Source organism: Burkholderia sp. Tr-862, from assembly GCF_011753085.1.
Lineage (GTDB): Bacteria > Pseudomonadota > Gammaproteobacteria > Burkholderiales > Burkholderiaceae > Burkholderia > Burkholderia ambifaria.
This window is the reverse complement of the sequence record NZ_VWWG01000033.1, coordinates 1-21,649: the sequence shown is the minus strand read 5'-3', so window position 1 is coordinate 21,649 and position 21,649 is coordinate 1. Positions and strand designations below refer to the sequence as shown.

Genomic DNA, 21,649 nt, shown 5'->3' with positions numbered 1-21,649 from the left:
CGGCCGGCCGCGCTTATGCTTCCAGCGCCTCCAGCACCTTGCCCTTCGTCTCGATCCCGACGAAGTGGACGGTCAGCGCCGCGATCAGCGGCACGATGCCGATCAGGTAGAACGCCGGCGCGAGGTTGCCGCCGATGATCGCGTGCGGCACGATCATCGGCGCGGCGAACGATGCGATCTTCAGCCATGCGCTGCCGAGCCCGCAGCCGGACGCGCGGATGCTCGTCGGATACTGCTCCGGCGTATAGACGTACGCCGTGATGAAGCCCGATGCCATCAGCCCCAGCGACAGCGAGCAGAAGATCGCGACGACATACACCGACGACGCGTGATAGACGCCCGCAAGCGCCAGCGACAGCGCGCACAGCACGAACGACCAGACGATCACCGGTTTGCGGCCGAGCTTGTCGACGAGCAGCGCCGACGCGAGCGAACCGAGCACGCCCATCACCGAGCCGATCACCGCGAGGTTCAGCGCGAGCTGCAGCGGCGCATGATAGAAGTTCTTGTAGATCGTCGGCAGCCACGTGGACAACCCGTACTGGATGAACCCGCAGGTCGCCCACAGCGTCGCCACCGCGAGCGTGCGCTTGCGATACGCGGCGCTGAACAGGTCGCTCATCCGGCGCTTCGGGTGCTGGCGCACCATCTCGTCGAACGCGGCCGCTTGCGTCGCCGGCGGCAGCTCGCCGCGCACCGACGCTTCGAACACGCCAACCGCACGCCCCGCTTCCGCGAGCCGCCCGCGCGACGCGAGCCAGCGCGGCGATTCCGGCACGAGGCGCGTGAGCACCAGCGCGAGGATCAACGGCAGCCCGCCGACGAAGTACATGATTTCCCAGCCGAACCGCGGCACGAGCCACGCGCCGAGCGCCATCGACACCAGCAGGCCGATCGGGAACACGATCTCGTACAGCAGCACGAAGCGGCCGCGGCCGTGCGCACGCGTGATCTCGTTGATATAGGTCGCGGCGACCGGCAGCTCGCCGCCCAGCCCGAGCCCCTGCAGGATCCGCAGCAGCACGAAGATCTCGAACGTCGGCGCGAAGCCGCACGCGATGCTGGTGACGCCGATCACGGCGGAACTCCACGCGATCGCCTTCACGCGGCCATGCTTCTCCGCGAGCGCGGGAAACAGGAACGCGCCGATCAGCTGGCCGATCGCGCCGGACGCGATCAGCATGCCGATCTGCGTGGGCGACAGCCCCCACTTGTGAATCAGCAGCGGCAGCGTCGCCGCGATCGTGATCACGTCGAAGCCGTCGAAGAACGTCGCGGTGCCGATCAGCACGCGCGCGCGAATCTGCATCGCGTTGGCCGGAAGCCGCTCGAGCCGCGCGATGATCGCGCCGGGCGTGGAGGCGGCAGCTTCCATCGTGGCCCTGCCGGCCACGACGTTGTCGAAAGTGCTCATGCGGGGTGTCTCCTGGATCGTTTCGCCGGTCAGGCAAGCGCTTTGGTCGTGTCCGCCAGGGCTTCCGTATCCACTGCCCGGCCCTGGTTCATCCACTTGCGTGCGAGCTTCAGCTCGCGTGCGTTGTTGATGGCGATGACACCTCTCACATGTCCATCGCCCAAGAAAAACAGCGTCGCGCGGCGCGCGGCGAGATCGCCGCGCACGACGAGCTGCGCATCGGCCGGCAGATCGCCGAGGATCTGCAGGTTCACGTCGTACTGATCGGACCAGAACCACGGAATTTCCGCATACGGCGCACGCACGCCGAGCACGGCCTTCGCGGCCGCGATCGCCTGGTTTTGCGCGTTCGCCCACGATTCGAGCCGCACGCGCCGCTTCAGCCAGCCGTTGTGATGGTTCGCGACGTCGCCGCACGCGAAGATCGCCGGGTCGCTGGTCGCGCCGAATTCATCGACGACGATGCCGTCGTCGAGCGCCAGCCCTGCGTCGCTCGCGAGCGACGCATTCAGCGCGAGGCCGATGCCGGCCACCGCGAAATCGGCGTCGATCGTCGTGCCGTCGGCCAGCGTCGCGCGCACCTTCGATGCGTCGTCCGGCTGCGCGTCGAGCGATGCGAGCGCCGCGCCGAGACGCACGTCGACACCGTTCGCGCGATGCAGGTCGAGCAGGAAGTCCGACACGATCTGCGGCACCGAGCGCCCGCACAGACGCGGCGCGCCTTCGACGACGACGGCCTCGACACCGAGCTTGCGCGCGGTCGCCGCGACCTCGAGGCCGATCCAGCCGCCGCCGATCACGAGCACGCGCCGGCTCGCACGCAGCTTCTCGCCGAGCGCGGCCGCCTCGTCGAGCGTGCGCAGGTAGTGCAGGTTCGACGTCTTGACGAGCGCATCGGGCAAGCGGCGCGACGTGCCGCCGGTCGCGATCACGAGGCGGTCGTATTCGATCTCGCGGCCGCTTTCGGTCTTCACCACGCGGCGCGCACGGTCGATCGACGCCGCGCGTTCCGGCTGCCATGCCTCGACGTTCAGCGTATCGAATTCGTCCGGACGCACGACGCGCACGGTCTCGATGTCGGCGTCGCCGGCCAGCACGGCCTTCGACAGCGGCGGACGCTCGTACGGCAGGTGCGGCTCGTCGGCGATCATCACGAGGCGGCCCGCGAACCCTTCCGCGCGCAGCGTCTTCAGCACCCAGCCGGCCGCCTGGCCGCCGCCGATCACGACGACCGTGCCCGGCGCGGCCGCTTTCTGCGTGTTTGGTTCGTTCACGATTTACGCTCCGTCATGAACTTGCCTTCCGGCGCCTTCGCGTTCTTCTGCCGGCGCGTGTTGCCGTCGAGGCCGCCGTCGACGGCCCATTCGGCGAACACGGTCGGGCCCGGTTCGAATTCGCGCGGCTGCCATTCCGGTGTGAGCACGTCTTCATCCGCGTAGTACTCGATCAGCGCGCCGGCCGGATTCTGGAAGTACCAGAAGTACGCGGACGACACCGGGTGACGCCCCGGGCCGAGCTGCGTTTCCCAGCCGCAGCGATCGATGTGCATTCCTCCGCCGAACACTTCATGGATGTCGCGCACGGTGAACGCGACGTGGTTCAGGCCGCGCTTGCCATTCGGCAGCGCGAGCAGGAACAGGTCGTGGTGGCCGCCGTGCGGTGCGCAGCGCATGAACGCGCCGCGGCCCGGATAGCGGTCCGACGTCTCGAAGCCGAGCAGGTCGTGATAGAACGTTTCCTGCGCGTCGAGGCAGTTCGTGAAGAACACGACGTGCCCGACCTCGACCGGCTCGGCGCGCGCATAGATCGGGCTCGGCTGGTCGACGCGCATCGTCTGGCCCCACACGTTCGACGGCGAGCCGGTGATGTCGAGCGCGCGCTTGCGCGTCACCTCGATACGGATCGCCATCCCGTTCGGATCAATGCAGCCGAGCGCATCGTCCTGTGCGTAATAGCCGGGCTGGCCGGCCAGCTTCGTGCGCAGCGCGTCGAGTTCCTGCCGCGTCGCGACGCCCCACGTGACTTCACGCAGCGTCGGGCCCGCTTCGAACGCGGGCGGCAGCGACGGATCGTCGGCTTTCACGACCAGCACGGTGCAGCCGTTCATCGTCTCGAAACGTGCGCGCGTGTCGTCGTGCGCGACTTCCTTCAGCCCCCAGTCGGCGAAAAAGCGCCGGCACGTCGCGAGGTCGTCGACACCGTACGTGATCTGCTCGATACCCAAGATGCTCATTGCGTCATTCCCCTTCGCTCAGTTCGCCCACGGCAGCGGCGCGTCGTTCAAGCCCCAGTAGAGGCTCTTCTGCTGCATGTACTCGCGGATCCCGAGACGTCCCTTCTCGCGGCCCATCCCGCTCTCCTTCCAGCCCGAGAACGGCGTGGAGATCGAGAACAGCTTGTACGTGTTGATCCAGACGGTGCCCGTCTCGAGCGCGCGCGCGAGGCGCCAGGCGCGCTTGTAGTCGCGCGTCCAGATGCCGGCGGCGAGGCCGAACACGCTGTCGTTCGCCTGCGCGATCAGCGATGCTTCGTCGTCGAACGGCATCGCGACGAGCACCGGCCCGAAGATTTCTTCCTGGCAGATGCGTGCGCTGTTCGGCAAGCCTTCGAGAATCGTCGGCTGGTAGAAGAAGCCGTCCTCGCGCCCGTCGCCCGACGGCCGCTCGCCGCCGCACAGCAGGCGCCCGCCTTCTTCCAGCCCGAGCGCGACGTAGCGCTCCACCGATTCGCGATGCTTCGCGCTGATCAGCGGGCCCATCTGCGTGTCGGGCCGCGTCGGGTCGCCCACGCGCAGCTTGCGCGCGCCAGCGACCAGCCGCTGCATGAATTCGTCGTACACCGCGCGCTGCACGAACAGCCGCGAGCCCGCGATGCAGGCCTCGCCCGACGAGCTGAAGATGCCGTACAGCACACCGTTGACCGCATGATCGAGATCCGCGTCGTCGCACACGATCGTCGGCGACTTGCCGCCGAGTTCCAGCGACACGGGCATCAGCTTTTCCGCCGCGATGCGCGCGATGCCGCGGCCCACTTCGGTGCCGCCGGTAAACGACACCTTCTTCACGAGCGGATGACGAACCAGCACGTCGCCGATCACCGAGCCCTTGCCCGGCAGCACGCTCAGCACGCCCTTCGGCACGCCGGCCTCCTCGCAGATGCGGGCCAGCGCGAGCGACACGAGCGGCGTGACCTCGGCCGGCTTGAGCACCACCGCGTTGCCGCCGGCGAGCGCCGGGGCCAGCTTCTGCGCATCGGACGCGATCGGCGAGTTCCACGGCGTGATCGCCGCGATCACGCCGATCGGCTCGTGCACGCTCATCGTCAGGTAATCGCCGCGTGACGGCGTCAGTTCCTCGTCGAGCGTCTCGAGGCATGCCGCGAAATAGCGGAACGTGTTGGCCGCGCTCGCGACCAGCACGCGTGTCTCGCCGATCGGCTTGCCGTTGTCGCGGCGTTGCAGGTTCGCGAGCGCCTCGTGACGCTGCATGATCAGGTCGGCGATCCGGTACAGCACCAGCGCGCGCTGGTGCGGCTTGAGTCCGGCCCAATCGGCGCGACGCCATGCGGCGTCGGCGGCCACGACGGCGTCGGCCGCGTCTTGCGCGTTCGCCGTCGATACTTCCATGTTCAGCGACTGGTCGGCCGGATAGATGCTCGTGTAAGGCGCGCCGCGGCCGCGCCGCCACTCGCCGCCGATCAGGATGTCGCCGTTGGGTACGAGGCTCGTATCGAATGGAGTCATGTCACAAGTCCCACAAATCTGTCTCTGCCAGCCGCCCGCGCCGTGGCGCAGGCGGCCGTTCAATGGCCCGAATGGTCGGAATGGCCGCGTCGTCCGCTCAGATCACGCAGCGGGCCGCGCGGTTGCGCAGCGCGCGGATCGCGCAATACGCGGTCAACGCGGACGTCTTCGGGTTGTCGGGCAACGGCTTGCCGCTCATTTCGAGCGACATCTCGCCGAATGCGCCGCGTGCGGTGATGCGGTGCACGTTGCGCGTGACGGCCGGATCGGCGATCAGGCGCACGCGCGTCGCGTCGAGGCCGAGACCCGCGAGCGCGACGGTCGCCGCGACGTTCGCGTTCTTCGGATACAGCCGCGCGGCGTCGCGTGCGGTGCCTTCGAAGATCACCTTCTCCTCGGTCATCGCACGCAGGTCGCACAATTCCTCGGCGGGTGTGCCGAGCCAGCCGAGCGGCGGCTTGCGGCCGACGTACAGCACCTCGTCGAGGCCGCCCTGCTTCGCCGACGCCAGCGCGTCGATCCCGCCGATCGCGCCGGACAGCAGCGTCAGCGTCGCGTCGCCTTCGTCGGCGGCCTGCGACAGCACGTCGAGCAGCGCGAGATCGGACAACGCGCCGATCGACGCGACTGCGCAGTCGGTGCCGGCCTTCAGCAGCGGCACGACGTGATCGACGAGCGCGCTGTGACCCGCGCATTCGAGCGCGAACTCGGGACGGCGGGCCAGCGCGTGGACCGACGACACGACCTCAACCGCACCGCCGAGCTCACGCTGCACCGCGTCGCGCTGGTGCTCCGGCACGATCACGTGCGCGACGCGCAACGATGCATCGTGCTCGACCGCGTGATACACGGCCGCACCGATCGCGCCGAAGCCGATCATCGCGACGTCGACGGGCGCATGCCCGTGTGCGTGTCCGTTACGCATATTGCCGCTCCGACGGCTCTTCCTTCTTCACCGGCGGGCCCGCGAAGTTCGATGCGAACGCGCCGACCGACAGCATGTCGACCTCGACCATCACGGGCCCTTCCTTCGCGATCCCTTCGCGCACGATCGCTTCGGCCTGGTCGAGCGACGTGATCCGGTAGTGCGTGAGGCCGAAGCTCGCGCAGAACTGCGCGAAATCGGGCTGGTGCAGCTGCACGAAGCAGCGGCGGCCGCCGTACTGCGCGTCCTGAATGTTGCGGATCACGCCGTAGCACTGGTCGTTCATCAGCACGATCATCACGTTCGCGTTCTCCTGCACGGCCGTCACGAGCTCGCCGACGTTGACCATCAGGCCGCCGTCGCCGACCAGGCAGACCGTCTTCGCGGCCGAGCCGGCCAGCGCCGCGCCGATGCCCATCTGGATGCCCTGGCCGATGCCGCCGCCGAGCGCATGCACGCCCGCGCGCGGTTCGAAGATCTTCAGCAGGCGGTTGCCCCACGTGCTGTTCGAGATCGTCACGTCGCGCACCCAGTTGTAGTCGCGGCCGACCGCCCCTTGCAGCGTGTCGACGAGCTTCTTGTAGGGCCCAAGGCCTTCCGCCACGCTGGCGACGGCCTGCTCGCGCGCCGCCGCGAGATCGAGCGCGAATTGCGGATCGACGGACAGGCGGCCTTCGAGGCGATCGGCCAGCTCGGCCAGCACGCGCTTCGAATCGCCGTGCACGAACAGCTCGTTGCGATAGCCGCGGTTGTCGGCGAGCGCATCGGCGTCGACGCGGAACAGCGGCTGCGGCAGCGCGAGCTTGTACTTCAGCGTCTCGTTGCCGCGCAGGCGCGAGCCGACCACGACGAGCGCGTCGCAGGTCTTGTAGAACGCCTCGACGGACGCATGCACGTTGAACGCGCCGAGCGTCGCCGGGTGATCTTCCGGCAGCACGCCGCGGCCCTGCACGCTCGTCACGACGCCAAAGCCGAGCTTCACCAGGCGTTCGACTTCCGCCCGCGCATGGCGCGCACCGCCGCCGAGCCACAGCAGCGGACGGCGCTTGGCCGCCAGCGCGTCGGCGAGCTTCGCGACGCGTGCGTCGTCGTGCTCGCGCACCGCGACGTGCGCCGGCGCGAGGTCTTCCGGCCATTCGATTTCGGCGGCCTGGATGTCGATCGGAATCTCGACCGACACGGGGCCGGTCGGCGCGGTTTGCGCGATACGCACCGCTTCGCGGATCGTCGGCAGCACGGTTTCGACCGTGCGCACGCGGAACGCGGCCTTCGAGATCGCGTCGAGCATCGTGAGCTGGTCCGGCGCTTCGTGGATGTAGGCCAGGTCCTGGTCGAGATACGGTGTCTCGATCTGCCCCGTGATGTGCAGCAGCGCCGTGCCTGCCGTCAGCGCCTCGACCATTGCGCCGGCCGCGTTGCCCGCCGCCGTGCCGGTGCTCGTGAACGCGACGCCGAGGCCGCCCGACACGCGGGCCAGGCCGTCGGCCATGTTCACCGCGCCCGCTTCACCGCGCGCGCCGACATACCGGATGTTGCCGCGCGAGTTGATCGCGTCGAGGATCGGCATGTTGTGGATCGAGATGACACCGAATGCGGTTTTGACGTCGCACTGCTCGAGAAAGGCGGCAATCAGCTCGCCAACCGTGGTTTTTTTAGACATGGCGTGCAAAGCCTCCAGAAACGTCGATATGGCTGCCCGTCGTGTAGGACGACAGATGCGTTGCGAGATAAAAAAGTGCCCAGGCTGCCTCGTCGGGCTTGCCGAAGCGGTTCAGCGGAATGTTCTTCTTGCGGGCGAGCGCGCCCGTCCAGTCTTCCCAGCTTTCGCCGGCCTGCGCCTGCGCTTCGTAGCGGCGGCGCCACTGACCCGACTCGACGATGCCGATCAGGATCGAGTTCACGCGGATGCGCTGCGGCGCCAGTTCGGTCGCGAGCGACTTCACGAGGCTCAGCACGCCCGCGCGCGCCGACGACGTCGCGACCATGTGCGGCTCCGGCTGCAGTGCGAGCAACGAGTTCACGCAGGTGATCGTCGGCGCCAGCGCGTCGCGCAGCAGCGGCAGGAATGCGCGCGTCGGGCGGATGATGCTGAAGTACTTCAGTTCGAGCTCTTCGCGCCATGCGTCGTCGGTCGTGTCGGCGAAGGTCGACACGCGGCCCTGGCCCGCGTTGTTGACCAGCATGTCGGCCCGGCCGAAGCGCTCGGACACGGCCTGCGCGAACGCGGCCACGTCGGCTTCGTCGAGCACGTTGCAACGCACGGCGAGCAGTTGCGCGCCCGGGTATTTCTCGCCGAGTATCGCTTCGGCGCGCGCGAGGCGTTCGCCGTCGCGGCCGCAAATCGCGACCGACGCGCCGGCCTGCAGGAACCGTTCGGCAGTCGCGAGGCCGATGCCGGACGAACCGCCCGTCACCACCGCCACCTGCCCGGTCAGATCGATCTCAATCATCGGAGTCCTAAAGCCTTCAGAAACGTGTGCTCGTCATCCGAGCGGTAATTGAGCCGCCGCGACAATTCCGCCGCCGCGCGCTGCACCTTGTCGAACAGGCCGTCGGCGATCAATGCCTCGTCGATCTCCGGCCGCGGCACCGTCACCGTGATGCACGCGACGATCTTCTGCGTGTCGTTGCGCACCGGCGCCGTGACCACCGAGATACCGCGCTCGAACGACGAATTGCTCACGCCGTAGCCGCGCAGCGCATCCTCGCGGATCACTTCGTACAGCGCATCGACCGTTTCCGGCGTCGCGCTCGTCATCCGGCTCAGCGTGCCTTCCGGATACAGCGCACGCAGCTCCTTCAGCGACAGGTCGCCCATCAGCACGTGGCCGTGGGTCGTCGCATGCGCGGGCAGCCGCGTGCCGACGTTCACGCGAATCGCGCTGAACACCGGCGACTGGCACTGCGCCTTCGCGACGAACACCACGTCGCGGCCGTCGCGGATCACGATGTGCGTCGTGAAGCCGGTCGCGTCGCGCAGGCTCTCGATCACCGGCAGGCCGAGATCGGTCAACTCCAGCGAGCTCAGGTATTCGAAGCCGAGCCGCAGCACGGCGATGCCCAGCTTGTAGTTGCGATCCTTGTCCGCACGCTCGAGAAAGCCGAGCGATTCGAGCGTCTGCAGCAGACGGAACACCGTCGTGCGCGGAATGCCGAGGCGCTTCGACAGCTCCGGCGCGCCGAGCACCGGCTCGCGCGGCGAGAATTCGGCGAGGATCCGCAGGCCGCGTTCGAGGCCCGGCACCACATAGCCGGCGTCGGCCTTGGTGCTCTCGGATTCTGGTTGTTGCAGCGGTTCGCTCATGCCATACCTCGCTGCGTGTCGCACTGACGACAGAACGTGTCGATGAGCGACGAATAGACGGCCGGCGCTTCCACGTAGCCGGCATGACCGGCCCGCGGAATCACCTGCAACTCGACCTGCGCGGCCGCGGCGATCCGCTCGCACGCGGCGGGCGGCGTGATCGCGTCGTTCGCGCCGACGGCCACGGCCGTGCGGCCGCGAAAGCCGGCGAGATCGGTCGCGAGATCGGCGTTCGCGAGCAGATGCGTGGCCTGCGCATAGCCGGCCGGCACGATGCGCGCCATGTTCCAGCGCACCCACGCACGCGCATCCTCGCTCGCAAAACCCGACAGCATGTTGCCGCTGCGCTGCTCGGCGAGCCCGGCCGGACCGAGTTCCTCTAGCATCGCGAGGCGCGCGTCGCGGCGCGTGTCGCGCGTTTCGGCGGGCGCGCGGCCGTAGCCGCCCGCTGGCGAGATCAGCAGCAGGCCGGCGATCCGCGCGGGCTTCATGCGGGACAAGCCGCCCGCGATGATCGCGCCGAGCGAATGCCCGACCAGCACGCAGCGTTCGATGCCGAGTGCCTCGAGCCACGCGTTCAGCGACGCCGCGTAATCGGCGGCGGTCGGCGATGCGCCGTGCACGGGGGTCGACACGCCGTAGCCGGGCGCATCCCACGCCACCACGCGTCGCGACGCGCCGAGCGTGTCGAGCTGGCACACCCACGATGCGGCGCCCGAGCCGATCCCGTGCAGCAGCACGACGGGCAGCGCGTGGCCCGCATGCTGCGCGCCGGCCTCGCGATAACCGATCGTGCCCGCCGCGCCGGCCGCGCAGCGCTGTTCGGGAAACTGCCCGAGCAGCGCGGCGAATGCCGCGGTGCGGTCGCGTTCACGTTTGTCGATGACACTCATTGCTTGGCTCCGCCCCGTCTCAGCGCTTGATCTTCGCGAGCGGCGAATCCGGCGGATAGGTCGGCGTGATGGGCTTCGCCGAACCGAGCATCACGCACATCAGCGCGTCTTCCTCGCCGATGTTGATTTCCGTGCGATACACGCCCGGCGGCACCGAGATCAGATCGCGCTCGCCGAGGATCGCTTCCCAGGTCTCGCCGTCGCGCTCGCAGATCACCTTCATCTTGCCGCGCAGCACGAAGAAGATTTCCTCGACGTCAGTGTGGATGTGGCTCGGGCCGATGTTGCCGGCCGGGATGACCATCGTCGAAAACGTGAAGTTGCCGGCCGGCACCGTGTTGACGTCCTTCGCGACGCCCGTGCCGCCCGTGCCGACGTAGCGCATCTGCGCACGGCGGTACTTCGGGTCGTAGTCGGCCTGGAACTTCAGCGCGTCCCAGTCGTAGCGCCGCGTCGCGTAGCGCGCGACGCGCCCTTCCATCCAGTCGCCGAAGCTTGCGTCTTCCGGCTGGTCCCACGACTTGCGTTCGAGATCTGCATCCGCCATCGTCCTCTCCTTCATTCAGAGTGAAAACTTCAATTCAAATCAATTCATTACGAAGCCGCCGTTCACCGGCAGCAGCTGACCCGTCACGAAGCGCGCGCCGTCCGACAGCAGGAACAGCACGGGGCCCGTCACGTCGTCGGGCACCTGCGCGCGCGTGAGCGCACGGCCCTGCATGTAGAACGCATGCCGTTCGGCCGGCACGTAGGCCGTCGCCTCGACTTCGGTGAGCCCCGGCGCGATCGCGTTGACCGTCACGCCGTGCGCGCCGAACTCGCGTGCCAGCGCATGCGTCATCGCGATCACGGCGCCCTTGCTGGCGACGTACGCGAGCAGCTTCGGCGCGCCCCATAGCGCGGTGTCCGACGCGAGGTTCACGATCGCGCCGCGGCCCGAGCGCGCGAGGTGCGGCAGTGCCGCATTGCTGACGAGCCACACGCCGCGCACGTTCACGTTCATCACGGCATCCCAGGTCGGCACGTCGAGTTCCGTCGACAGCCTGCCGCCCGAGTTCGTGATCGCCGCGTTGTTGATCAGCGCGTCGATGCCGCCGAGCGCCGCCGCGCCCTGCGCGACGAATGCGTCGACGCTCGCCGGATCGGCCAGGTCGAGCGCGAAGAAATGCGCGGTGTGGCCGGCTTGCGCGAGCTGCGCGGCCAGCTCGCGGCCCTCTTCGGCGAGCACGTCGCCGAACGCGACCTGCGCGCCCGCTGCGACCAGCGCCTTCACGAACGCCGCGCCGAGACCACGGGCGCCGCCCGTGACGAGCACGCGGCGCCCCGGCAGCGACACGACCGGAGCGAACTCAGCCATTCGCGGGCTCCGCCGCGGCATGTGCCGCACGGTGCGCGTCGAGCGCTGAAAGGTGTTCCTGCGCGCGCTGGCGCAGCATCCGGCGCACGCGCGTGATGCCGACGTCGTGCTGGTACAGGTATTCGTGATCGCGTGCATGCGGCGCGAGGCTTTCGAGGACGTAGCGGTCCTGCTCGAGCACGTCCCAGTGCAGGCCCTCGAGGCGGTTGCGATACATGAAGCGCCACACGTCGCGCTGCCAGCCGCTGACCTTGCGGGTGCGCCAGAAGTAGACCTGGCAGTTGTCGCCGTCGACCGGCGTCGCGAAGCCGATGATCCCGAAGTTGCCGCCCGGGCCGAACTTCTGCTTGTACGGAATCGCGAGGCGCATCCACAGGCAGCCGGTTTCGCCGAGCTCGACCCAGTCGAAGTTCACGTCGCGCTGGCCGACCTTCTCGAACATCAGGCCCGTTTCCGTCTTGCGCACGCGCATGTCGGCCTGCTTGTCGCCTTCGGCCATCGAGTGCGACGTCGCGTGCAGGTACGCGCCGTGCATCGGGTCCATCACGTTGTCGATCGCGTACTGGTAATTGCACTTCCAGTTCGACACGCACAGGAAGTGGCCGTACTCGGCGTCGACCAGTTCTTCCGGCAGGTTCAGCGGCGCCGGTTCGCCGTGCGCTTCGTCGCCGAACCACAGGAAGATCGCGCCGGCCTTCTCCTCGACCGGATACGACTTCACGCACTTCATGCCTTCGAGCGGACAGTTCGACACGGCCGGCACGCGGTTGACCGTGCCGCCGCCGTCGATTTCGACGCCGTGATACCAGCAGGCGATGTTGCCGCCGAGGTTCCAGCCGAGCGACAGGCGCGCGCCGCGGTGCGGGCAGCGATCCTCCAGCGCATGGACCTTGCCCTCGTGATCACGCCACAGCACGATCTGCTCGGACAGGCGCGTGAGGCCGACGGGCGCGTTCGACACCTGCCAGCTCGGGGCGACGGGATACCAGTAGTTCTTGATGCCGCGGTCGAGATAGGCGCGGACCGGGTCGTGTTGGACTTCGTGTTGTGCGGGGGACGTCATCAGTGTGCTCCGGATGCGGTTGTCGTCGGGTCGGCGGTCACGCGGCTCGCGCGCTCATTCCGCCAGCGAGGCCATTTCGGCGCGGAAGCGCTCAGGTGTCCATGCCGTGCCGTCCGGCGCACGGAAGCCGATGCGGTTCAGGCCCGCGACGACATCGTCCAGCTCGGTCGCGCCGCTCTCGAACACGCGTTCGAGCGCATCGCCGAGATCGTTCTCGTACTGGGTCGGCGCGGCCTTGCGGTTCTGCCAGACCTGGTTCTCGACCTGGCCCGGGATCTCGATCTGTCCCTTGCCGGCGACGTTGTTCGGCTGCGGCGCCACCCACGGCTTCAGGAAGGGATTGAAGTTGACGGTCGCTTCTTTCATGTCATTCCACCTTGATCTGGATTTCCTCGCCGGCCAGGCGCACCGCGTACTGCTTCAGCGCGCGCCCGCCCGGGCCCTTCAGGCATTCGCCCGTCTTGATGTCGAACACGGCCTCGTGCAGCGGGCATTCGACCGTGCCCTCGTCGACGAAGCCCTGAGTCAGCAGCGCGTATGCATGCGGGCACACGTTCTCGAGCGCATACACCTCGTCGCCGACGCGGTAGATCCCGATTTCGACGCCGTCGGTCCGCTTGAACTCGATCGGCGCGTCTTCCGACAGCGCGCCGGCGTGCCCGGCGCAAATCCATTGTTCAGACATCTCAAACCCTTCCTTCTGATCGACTCTCGGTTCGCTCCGGAATTGTTCCATATCCGGAACAGCAGTTTATGGATGGTGATTATAGAAGCGACTTTCCACGAGCAAAACAAAAAGCTGCATGTCCTAGGGAAAACACTGACCGTTGAGTCGGCGATCTCCGCCGCAACGCGCGTCAAATGTAATTTTGTGTTTGGTGGCGGGTATTTAAGTCCGTTTTTCTGGATTCTCGAACCCGTGTTGCGGATCACCCTCATCTCCATCCGACCCGATAAATTTATTTTTGATACGGCGCACGACACCTCTATACTCCATTCCATCAGAGGCACGCCGTTCCTTCTATGGAACAATAAAGAGCGCCCGCCCCGGTGGCAGAAACGCGCGACGGCCGGCCGTCCCCGCGCCCGCCGCCACGGCATGTTTTCCGTCAGGTTTGGAGAGTCAGGAGATCAAATGGTCAAGCAAGCGGTAGCAGCAGCAGTCATCGGAATGAGCGCCGTGTCCGGCGCGTGGGCGCAGAGCAGCGTGGTGCTGTACGGCAGCATGGATGCCGGCGTCGCGTACGTGAACAACGTCGGCGGCCATGCGAAGTGGGCAATGATCCAGGGCAACACGCAGCCCGACCGGTGGGGCCTGAAAGGCAAGGAAGACCTCGGCGGCGGCCTGTCGGCGATCTTCCAGCTGGAAAACGGCTTCTATACGAACAACGGTCAGTTCGCGACCGCGAACACGATCTGGAATCGCGCGGCGTTCGTCGGGCTCAGCTCGGAGCGCTACGGCACGTTGACGCTCGGCCGTCAGACGCCGCTGACGTTCGACTATCTCGATCCGCTCAGCACCGCGTATCTCGCGATGAGCTGGTATGCGTTCCACCCCGGCAACATCGACGGGCTCGCCGCGACCGGCAACGTGCCGTACAACAACGCGGTCAAGTACCGTTCGCCGAGCTTCGGCGGCTTCTCGGCCGCGGCGACGATGGCGCTCGGCAACACGACGAACTTCTCGACCGGCAAGTCGGTCGGCGTCGCGCTGAACTATGCGAACGGGCCGTTCAAGGCGTCGGCCGTCTACTCGAACGAGCACGACCGCTCGATCCTGATCAGCCAGACGGGGATCACGTCGTTCCAGGGGCAAAATACCGCGAACGGCTATCTGGCGAACAAGGTCGAGAACATCGGCGCGGGCGCGTCGTACCAGATCGGCGACTTCCTCGTGCACGGCCTCTACACGCGCGTGAAGATGCAGTCGAACGGGTTTTCCGACACGTTCCAGAGCTACGACGCGGGCGTGAACTATCGCAGCAGCGCGTTCAACACGATCGCGGGCGGTGCGGCGACGACGACGCTGGCCGGCCGCCGCTGGACGCAGGTCGAGCTCGGCGACATCTATTCGCTGTCCAAGCGCACGCAGCTCTATGCGAACGTGCTGTTCGAGCACGGCTCGGGCGGTGCGAAGGCCGCGTTCTTCACGGCCGGCACGTCGAGCACCGCGAACCAGGTGGTCGTGCTGACCGGCATTCATCACTCGTTCTGAGCGGCGACGGGCGCACGCGCCCGATGACGAAAACGAAAAGAGCAGCCCGTGGGCTGCTCTTTTTTTGCTGGTGAAGCCGTGCGATGCGGCGGCCGGCTCGACGGGTCAGAACATCGCGACCCGATGGCGCGCGTGCGCGAACGTCGGGTCGCTTTCGAGCGGCCGGTAGTTCAGGCGCTGCGACAGGTCGACCGCCGCGCCGCATACCGCTTCGACGAGCCGCTCCTTCTCGCCGGCCTCGCCGATTTCCGAGCGCGGCACCGTCGCCGTGATGGCCGAGACGATCGCGCCCGAATGGTCGCGCACGGGCGCGGTCACCGCCGAGATGCCGCTCTCGAACGCGGCCTCGCTGACCGCGTAACCGAGCCGCGCGTAATGACGCACGCGCTCATACAGCTCGTCGACGGAGCCCGGCGTGCGCTCGGTGAACTGCTCGAGCCGCTTTTCCGGATACAGCTGGCGCAGCGCGTCGCGCGTGAGGTCGCCCATCAGCACGTGGCCGTGCACGGTCGCGTGCGCGGGCAGCCGTGTGCCGACGTGCACCTTCACCGAACCGAACATCGACGTGTTGCTCTGGGCCTTCGCGACGAACACGACATCGCGCTGGTCGCGGATCAGCAGGTGCGTCGACAGGCCCGTCGCGTCGCGCAGCCGTTCGAGCACGGGCGCGCCGAGGTCGGTCAGTTCCAGCGAATTCAGGTATTCGAAGCCGAGCCGCATCACGCCGACACCGAGCCGGAAATAGCGGTCGCCGTTCACGCGCTCGAGAAAGCCGAGCGCTTCGAGCGTCTGCAGCAGACGGAAGGTGGTCGTGCGCGGGATGCCGATGCGCTTCGACAACTCGGGCGCGCCGAGCACCGGCTCGCGCGCGGAAAATTCGGCGAGGATCCGCAGCCCGCGTTCAAGACCCGGAACCAGATACGACGACGCGCCGCCGGACGATTCGTCGTCGCCCGCGCCCGGCTTCGACGCGTCGTGCTCGACGTCGTCGCTGGCTGCCGCGCGCGGCACGCTTGCCGGCTTCGCCGGCGGTTTCGGTGCACCGCTCATCGTTGGATTGACCCTGTGCACATGGACGGAATGGAAGCGTTCACAAAAGACCCGCAATGCTTGATTATGGATTTTCGACCGGACCGGATCAACTCGATCCGGCGCAGGCGGCCGACGGCCCGGTGCGCCCGACCGGACAGCCGGACTGTCATATAGCCTGATGCGATCGAAAGAATAACAGCGATAGGCATGACTGCCCACCGGAACGTCGTCGGGTGCGGGGGGGCGGTGGGTGAACGCGAGCGCACCGTACGCGACGTCGCATACGGATCGATTCGGGCAAGTCGAAAAGAGGGGGAATGGAACAGGAAAACACGGGACAACGAACGACCACGCCGATCCGGGATCGGTGTCGCGATTGGCGCGACGGCGTCAGGCCGTCACGGTGTCGTCATACTCGGCGCGCGCGAGCTGACCAGCGGCATAGGCGTCGGCTTCTCCGCGAAAGCCGTCCGTGCTGAATGCGACGACTTTCACACCGACGCCGGACGCCCGCTTTACTGTCAGCGCCCATTGCCAACCGCCGTCTTGTTCGAAGACGTGCAGCGAGGATTCGAGGGATGAGTCCAGTACGGTCACGGGTTATGCTCCTGCCCTGCGTGTCCTATTGGCGACACCTCGGGCATGTCGAAAAAATGCGCCGGTTCGCGGCGCGTTTCAGCTATTCGACAGTCTAGTCAAGGAATGTTGCGACGCACCATCAGGGCTTACACCTGCCTATCGGAACCAGGTGGTTGATCGAATCCACCTGAAACCCTTACGGCACGGGCCTGGCGGGCATATTTGCGGCGCACGATACAGCACTCGTGCGGCAACGTGCCGCATGGACGACCGATGGATCGTATCGATCGAAAAACGGGTCATGATCGAACGCGAGCGCCCCGCCCGGGCGGCATGGCCAGCGACTAACGACCCGCCGCCGCCGACACCACCCGCCGGAACGTCAGATTGATGCGCTCGCCCTGCACGGCCGGCGCCTTGGGCACGCGGTGCTGCCATTCGGCCTGCGTGCGGCCGCGCATCACGAGCAGGCTGCCGTGCGTCAGCCGGTACGCATGCACGACGCCGGTCGCACGGTGACGCAGGTCGAACACGCGCATCGCGCCGAGGCTCACCGACGCGATCACCGGTGCGTCGCCGAGCTCCGGCTCGTTGTCCGCATGCCAGCCGAGGCTGTCCTGTCCGTTGCGGTAACGATTGAGCAGCACGCTGTTGAAATGCGCGCCGCACGTAGCCTCGACCGCACGCTTCAGGTCGAGCACGGCCGCCGTCCACGGCGCGGGCACGTTGCGGATCCCCGAATACACGTAGACGGCGTCCGGCTCGCCCTGCCACGCGGTGAGCCGCGGCAGCGGAATGCGGCCGCGCGGCGTGCGGATCGTGTCCTGCCGCCACGCGACTTCATCGACCAGCGCGGCCAGCACGCGATCGGCGTCGGACGGTGCGAGCCAGTCCGGGTACCAGTCCACGTCGGGCGCGGGCGCATCGGCGAAAAGATCGGGCGTCGACATGTCGGGATCAGGCAGAAAATGAACGGTACAGACGGACCATGCCTGCATGGTAGACAACGGCGACACGCGCCGCCATGCGCTGTCATTCCGGCGCGTGACGCGGCCGTCCGCGCGAACAGCGAACAGCGAACCGCGAAGCCGATGCATTTGCGGCGTGTCACGCCATCATCGCAGCGCGCGTCGATTTCGACGCTATCGCGCGCCCGTCACCCAGTCGCGCGCGTCAACCGGATCAGCGTGATTTCGGACGGCACGCCGAAGCGGTTCGGCGGCCCCCAGTAGCCAGTACCGCGGCTCGTATAGAGCCACATCGCGCCGAAGCGGTTCAGCCCGCCGATCACCGGCTGCTGCAGACGCACGAACGGCGGCCACGGCAGGAACTGGCCGCCGTGCGTATGGCCGGACAGCTGCACGGTGAAGCCGGCGCGGCTCGCCGCTTCCGCGCTGCGCGGCTGGTGCGCGAGCAGGATCTTCGTCGCGACGTCACGCGGCGCGCCCGCCAGCGCCTGCTCGGGGTCGCTGCGATGCGCGGGATCGAACCCGCCCGCCGTGAAATCGGTGACGCCCGCGAGCACCGCGCGCGCACCGTCGTGCTCGATCAGCACGTGCTCGTTGAGCAGCACCGTCAACCCGATGCGCCGGAATTCGTCGATCCACGCGTGCGCGCCGGCGTAGTACTCGTGGTTGCCCGTCACGAGGAAGCTGCCGTGCCGCGACTGCATGCGGCCGAGCGGCGCCGTGTGTTCGCGCAGCCGCTTGACCGAGCCATCGACCACGTCGCCCGTCACGACGACGAGATCCGCCTCGAGCGCATTGACCGCCCGCACGATCCGCTCGATATAAGGACGCTTGATCGTCGGCCCGACGTGAATGTCCGACAGTTGCACGATCGTCAGCCCGTCGAGCGCGGCCGGCAGCCCGTCGACCGGAATCGACACGCGCTTGACCGCCGCCGTGCGGCGCGCGCCGACGAATCCGATCGCGGTGACCAGCACCGCGGCCACCAGCACGCCGAGCGCCGTGTCGGAGGTCGCGCCGCTCCAGGCGCCGTCATGCCCGAGATGCCGCCACACGACGACGCCGAGCAGCACCAGCTCGCGCAGGAACGTCAGCACCAGCAGCGACGAGAAGAAGCCCATCGCGAGCGAGCCGGCCCAGCCGACGAGCGTCGCGGCCCAGCCTTCGTCGAAGCGGCGCGAGAACATGCCGACCGGGATCAGCACGACGAAGCTCGCCAGTACCAGCGCCGCGATCGTGCGCGCGAGCGGCGACGCGAATGCGCCGGGAATGATCCGCAACCCGACATACAAATGGAACAGCACGCCGATTGCGATGAACCGGACAAAGAAACTTCGCATGGAACATTCATCCTCGTTGCGATACCACCGTCGCGCGACGCGTCGGCCGGGATCGTGACGTGACGTCAAGTCTCGTCATGCCCCGCGCCACGCGCCGCGTCCTTCGCACGATGGTACACAGATACCGGCCGGCTCGACCGGACGTGGATTCGCAACCGCTCGCGCAGCAATCCGGCTATCGCCGCCGCGATTCCCGCCCATCGGCGAACAACCGTCGCCGGCGCGGTTTCGTCTGACGATCCTTTACAGTCCGTCAGCAACCCTGCGCAAGCATGCGCTGGCAGAATCGCGGACCGCGCCACGACCGTACCCGAACGCCCGCCGGGCGCCCCGGTGCGCGCCGCATCGCTGGCGGTCCGCATCGCGCTGATTTATGATCGGCTCCGTATCGCGGAATCGTCGTCGCGGCAACGAACCGCATTGCGCCGTGCCCGGCATCCACCCCCAACGTCGAGCTCGTCACACCATGAGAAAAACAACGCCGCGCGTACCCCTACGCGCCGCCGCCGTCCTGGTGCCAGCCCTGCCGCTCGCGGGCTGCACGTCGCGCGGCGCACCGTCGTACGTCCTGTTCGGCGCGTATTTCCCGCTCTGGCTCGTCAGTGCGATCGTCGGCATCGTCGGCGCGATCGTCGCGCACCGCGTGTTCGTCGCGACCGGCTGGGCCGCCACGGTGCCCTATCAGCTTGCGGTCTGCACCGCGATCGGGCTCGTGGTCGCCGTGATCGTATGGCTCACCGGCACGGGGCCGTTTGCATGAAGGCCGCCGGAATCGCCCGCCCCTCCACGAAAGGCCGCGTGATCGCGCTGGCGATCGTCGCGCTCGGCATCGCCGCGCTCGCGTACGCGTACCACCGCACATCGGCCTACCCGTCCACCGACGACGCGTCGATCGACGCAGACCTCGTCCACGTCGCGTCGCCCGTCGGCGGCCGCATCGTGCGGCTCGCCGTGCACGAGAACCAGCGCGTCGCGAAAGGCGACCTGCTGTATGAAATCGATCCGGTGCCGTACCGGCTGACGGTCGCGCAGGCGCAGGCTGATGTCGAGCTCGCGCGCGCATCGCTCGACACGCGCCGCCGGTCGCTGATCGGCGAGCATTCGAACGCGGCGGTCGCCGCCGAGCAGGTCAAGCGCGCGACGCAGAATTACGATCTCGCAACGCGCGACGTGAACCGGCTCGCGCCGCTCGCCGCGCAGGGCTACGTCAGCGCGCAGCAGTTCGACCAGGCGAAGGTCCGGCAGCGCGATGCGGCCGTGTCGCTCGCGCAGGCCAAGGAACAGCAGCGATCGTCCGCGCAGACGATCGGTGACGATGCCGACGCGATCGCGACGCTCCATGCACGCGAAGCCGCACTCGCCCGCGCGCAGCACGCGCTCGACGACACGGTCGTGCGCGCGCCGCACGACGGGCTCGTGACCGGCCTGACCGTGCTCGCCGGCGAAACCCTCGCGCCGAATCAGTCGATCTTCACGCTGATCGACGCAAGCGAATGGTTCGCGGTCGGCAATTTCCGCGAGACGGCGCTGAATCGCATCGCGGTCGGCGATTGCGCGACCGTCTATTCGATGATCGACCGCAGCCGTGCGCTGACGGGCAAGGTGGTCGGCATCGGCGCGGGCATCGCGGACAGCGATCGCATCAACCTGCCGCGCGCGCTGCCGATCGTGCAGCGTTCGGTGAACTGGGTGCATGTCGCGCAGCGCTTCCCCGTGCGCGTGAAGCTCGACGAACCCGACGGCAAGCTCGTGCGTGTCGGCGCGAGCGCGATCGTCGAGGTCCGGCATGGCTCAGCCTGCCGCTGACGTCCGCGCGCCGGGCCCGCGCGAAGTCCTGCGACTGCTCGCGCCGTTTCCGGGGCGCACGTCGATCGCCGTGCGGGTCGCACTGATCTGCGCGCTGACCGTGCTCGTGACGAGCGCGTACGGTACGCCCGAAGCCGCGCTGTCCGCCTACGTCGTGTTCTTCATGATCCGCGCCGACCGCGTGACGAGTATCGTGCTCGCAGCGGCGCTACTGCTGATCATCACGATCGTGATCGGGCTCGTGCTCGGCGTCGCGATCTTCAGCATCGACTATTCGATCCTGCGGGTCGCGTGCATGGCCGTGCTGTCGGTCGGGCTGCTGTACCTGACGTCGGCCAGCAAGCTGCGCCCCGTGGGCGCGATCCTCGCGATGATCGTCGGCTTCGGGCTCGACCAGCTCGGCCTCGCGCCGTTTGGCGAAGCCGCGACACGCGCGCTGCTCTATATCTGGCTGACGATCGCGATTCCGGTCGGCGTTGCGATCGTCGTCAACCTGCTGATCGCGCCGTCGCCGCGCCGGCTCGCGCTCGCGCAGATCGCGAAGCGGCTGCGGCTCGCCGCGCAGCGGCTGCGCGGCGACGACGACGCGCGCGCGGCGTTCGACGCCAGTCTGCGCGAAGGCGACAAGCAGTTGCTGACGTGGCTCAAGCTGTCGAAACTCGAAGGCTCGTCGAGCGCCGCCGACGTTGCGGCACTGCGACAGGCGATTGCGTCGAGCACGGCGCTGATGGTCGGCGTCGCGCTGACCGATCGCGAACCCGACGCGCGGCTGCCCGCCGCGTTCGCCGCACCGATCGCGGCCACGCTCGACGAGATGGCGGCCATTCTCGAGCGTGGCGGCTATCCGGTCGACGTGACGCTCGCGCTGCCGCCGGCCGATGCACTGCCGCCGCTCGTGCGCGTCGCCGCGACCGATCTCCATGCGGCGATCACGCGCTTCGCGGAACCGGGCGCGGCGGCCGATACGACTGCACCCGCGCCGGCTGCCCCCGTCAGCGCGCCCGCTGCCGA

21 protein-coding genes and 1 pseudogene are annotated in these 21,649 nt (G+C 67.9%); 4 read left to right on the top strand and 18 right to left on the bottom strand.

Annotated features, from left to right (window positions below; all coding sequences use genetic code 11):
* Positions 1-13: 13 nt before the first annotated feature.
* From F3J14_RS12720 to F3J14_RS12655, 14 genes are all read right to left on the bottom strand, one after another.
* Entirely contained in the window at positions 14-1,414 is a 1,401-nt protein-coding gene (locus F3J14_RS12720) for an MFS transporter (protein ID WP_166723284.1), read from the bottom strand.
* A gap of 29 nt (positions 1,415-1,443) precedes the next feature.
* A complete protein-coding gene (locus tag F3J14_RS12715; protein ID WP_166723283.1) occupies positions 1,444-2,688 on the bottom strand; it encodes an FAD-dependent oxidoreductase in 1,245 nt (414 codons plus the stop codon).
* A complete protein-coding gene (locus F3J14_RS12710; RefSeq protein ID WP_166723282.1) occupies positions 2,685-3,647 on the bottom strand; it encodes a VOC family protein in 963 nt (320 codons plus the stop codon). Before F3J14_RS12710 ends, F3J14_RS12715 begins: the two co-directional genes overlap by 4 nt.
* A gap of 18 nt (positions 3,648-3,665) precedes the next feature.
* On the bottom strand, positions 3,666-5,156 hold the full coding sequence (locus F3J14_RS12705; protein ID WP_166723281.1) for an aldehyde dehydrogenase: 1,491 nt from the start codon (positions 5,154-5,156) through the stop codon (positions 3,666-3,668).
* Between the two features lie 97 nt (positions 5,157-5,253).
* Positions 5,254-6,081, bottom strand: coding sequence for an aspartate dehydrogenase (locus F3J14_RS12700; RefSeq protein WP_006758069.1), 828 nt, complete (start codon positions 6,079-6,081; stop codon positions 5,254-5,256).
* Positions 6,074-7,741: a thiamine pyrophosphate-binding protein gene (locus F3J14_RS12695; RefSeq protein ID WP_166723280.1), complete on the bottom strand. Its 1,668-nt coding sequence runs from the start codon at positions 7,739-7,741 to the stop codon at positions 6,074-6,076. Before F3J14_RS12695 ends, F3J14_RS12700 begins: the two co-directional genes overlap by 8 nt.
* A complete protein-coding gene (locus F3J14_RS12690; protein WP_166723279.1) occupies positions 7,734-8,531 on the bottom strand; it encodes an SDR family oxidoreductase in 798 nt (265 codons plus the stop codon). Before F3J14_RS12690 ends, F3J14_RS12695 begins: the two co-directional genes overlap by 8 nt.
* Entirely contained in the window at positions 8,528-9,385 is an 858-nt protein-coding gene (locus F3J14_RS12685) for an IclR family transcriptional regulator (RefSeq protein ID WP_166723278.1), read from the bottom strand. Before F3J14_RS12685 ends, F3J14_RS12690 begins: the two co-directional genes overlap by 4 nt.
* Positions 9,382-10,278: an alpha/beta fold hydrolase gene (locus F3J14_RS12680; RefSeq protein ID WP_166723277.1), complete on the bottom strand. Its 897-nt coding sequence runs from the start codon at positions 10,276-10,278 to the stop codon at positions 9,382-9,384. Before F3J14_RS12680 ends, F3J14_RS12685 begins: the two co-directional genes overlap by 4 nt.
* A 19-nt stretch (positions 10,279-10,297) precedes the next feature.
* Positions 10,298-10,825 (bottom strand): cupin domain-containing protein, encoded by a 528-nt coding sequence (locus F3J14_RS12675; RefSeq protein WP_012366322.1) that lies wholly within the window; start codon positions 10,823-10,825, stop codon positions 10,298-10,300.
* 39 nt (positions 10,826-10,864) lie between these two features.
* Positions 10,865-11,635, bottom strand: coding sequence for an SDR family oxidoreductase (locus tag F3J14_RS12670; protein WP_166723276.1), 771 nt, complete (start codon positions 11,633-11,635; stop codon positions 10,865-10,867).
* Positions 11,628-12,698: an aromatic ring-hydroxylating dioxygenase subunit alpha gene (locus tag F3J14_RS12665; protein WP_011659097.1), complete on the bottom strand. Its 1,071-nt coding sequence runs from the start codon at positions 12,696-12,698 to the stop codon at positions 11,628-11,630. Before F3J14_RS12665 ends, F3J14_RS12670 begins: the two co-directional genes overlap by 8 nt.
* A gap of 54 nt (positions 12,699-12,752) precedes the next feature.
* Positions 12,753-13,064 carry a recombinase-like helix-turn-helix domain-containing protein gene (locus tag F3J14_RS12660; RefSeq protein ID WP_006758061.1) on the bottom strand — a complete coding sequence of 104 codons (312 nt, stop codon included), beginning with the start codon at positions 13,062-13,064 and terminating at the stop codon, positions 12,753-12,755.
* Between the two features lies 1 nt (position 13,065).
* Positions 13,066-13,383 (bottom strand): non-heme iron oxygenase ferredoxin subunit, encoded by a 318-nt coding sequence (locus F3J14_RS12655; RefSeq protein WP_006751284.1) that lies wholly within the window; start codon positions 13,381-13,383, stop codon positions 13,066-13,068.
* Between the two features lie 450 nt (positions 13,384-13,833).
* On the opposite strand from F3J14_RS12655, the gene F3J14_RS12650 reads away from it, so the two are divergent.
* Complete coding sequence (locus F3J14_RS12650) at positions 13,834-14,913, top strand: porin (protein ID WP_166723275.1); 1,080 nt, start codon at positions 13,834-13,836, stop codon at positions 14,911-14,913.
* A gap of 105 nt (positions 14,914-15,018) precedes the next feature.
* Here the strand turns inward: F3J14_RS12650 and F3J14_RS12645 are convergent, their stop codons facing one another.
* The 4 genes from F3J14_RS12645 to F3J14_RS12630 form a co-directional block, all read right to left on the bottom strand.
* Positions 15,019-15,963 (bottom strand): IclR family transcriptional regulator, encoded by a 945-nt coding sequence (locus tag F3J14_RS12645; protein ID WP_166723274.1) that lies wholly within the window; start codon positions 15,961-15,963, stop codon positions 15,019-15,021.
* Positions 15,964-16,335: 372 nt separating this feature from the next.
* Positions 16,336-16,542, bottom strand: a complete 207-nt coding sequence (locus tag F3J14_RS12640; protein WP_166723273.1) for a hypothetical protein — start codon at positions 16,540-16,542, stop codon at positions 16,336-16,338.
* 326 nt (positions 16,543-16,868) lie between these two features.
* Entirely contained in the window at positions 16,869-17,474 is a 606-nt protein-coding gene (locus F3J14_RS12635; protein ID WP_166723272.1) for an alpha-ketoglutarate-dependent dioxygenase AlkB, read from the bottom strand.
* 206 nt (positions 17,475-17,680) lie between these two features.
* Complete coding sequence (locus F3J14_RS12630) at positions 17,681-18,832, bottom strand: metallophosphoesterase (protein ID WP_166723271.1); 1,152 nt, start codon at positions 18,830-18,832, stop codon at positions 17,681-17,683.
* 466 nt (positions 18,833-19,298) lie between these two features.
* Here F3J14_RS12630 and F3J14_RS12625 point away from each other — a divergent pair, with 466 nt between their 5' ends.
* From F3J14_RS12625 to F3J14_RS12615, 3 genes and pseudogenes are all read left to right on the top strand, one after another.
* Complete coding sequence (locus F3J14_RS12625) at positions 19,299-19,592, top strand: hypothetical protein (RefSeq protein WP_041491666.1); 294 nt, start codon at positions 19,299-19,301, stop codon at positions 19,590-19,592.
* Positions 19,589-20,638, top strand: coding sequence for a multidrug transporter subunit MdtN (gene mdtN, locus F3J14_RS12620; RefSeq protein WP_166723270.1), 1,050 nt, complete (start codon positions 19,589-19,591; stop codon positions 20,636-20,638). The genes F3J14_RS12625 and mdtN overlap by 4 nt, the downstream gene beginning before the upstream one ends.
* A pseudogene (locus F3J14_RS12615) lies at positions 20,619-21,649 on the top strand (FUSC family protein); the annotation flags it as partial. The gene mdtN and the pseudogene F3J14_RS12615, both read left to right, overlap by 20 nt.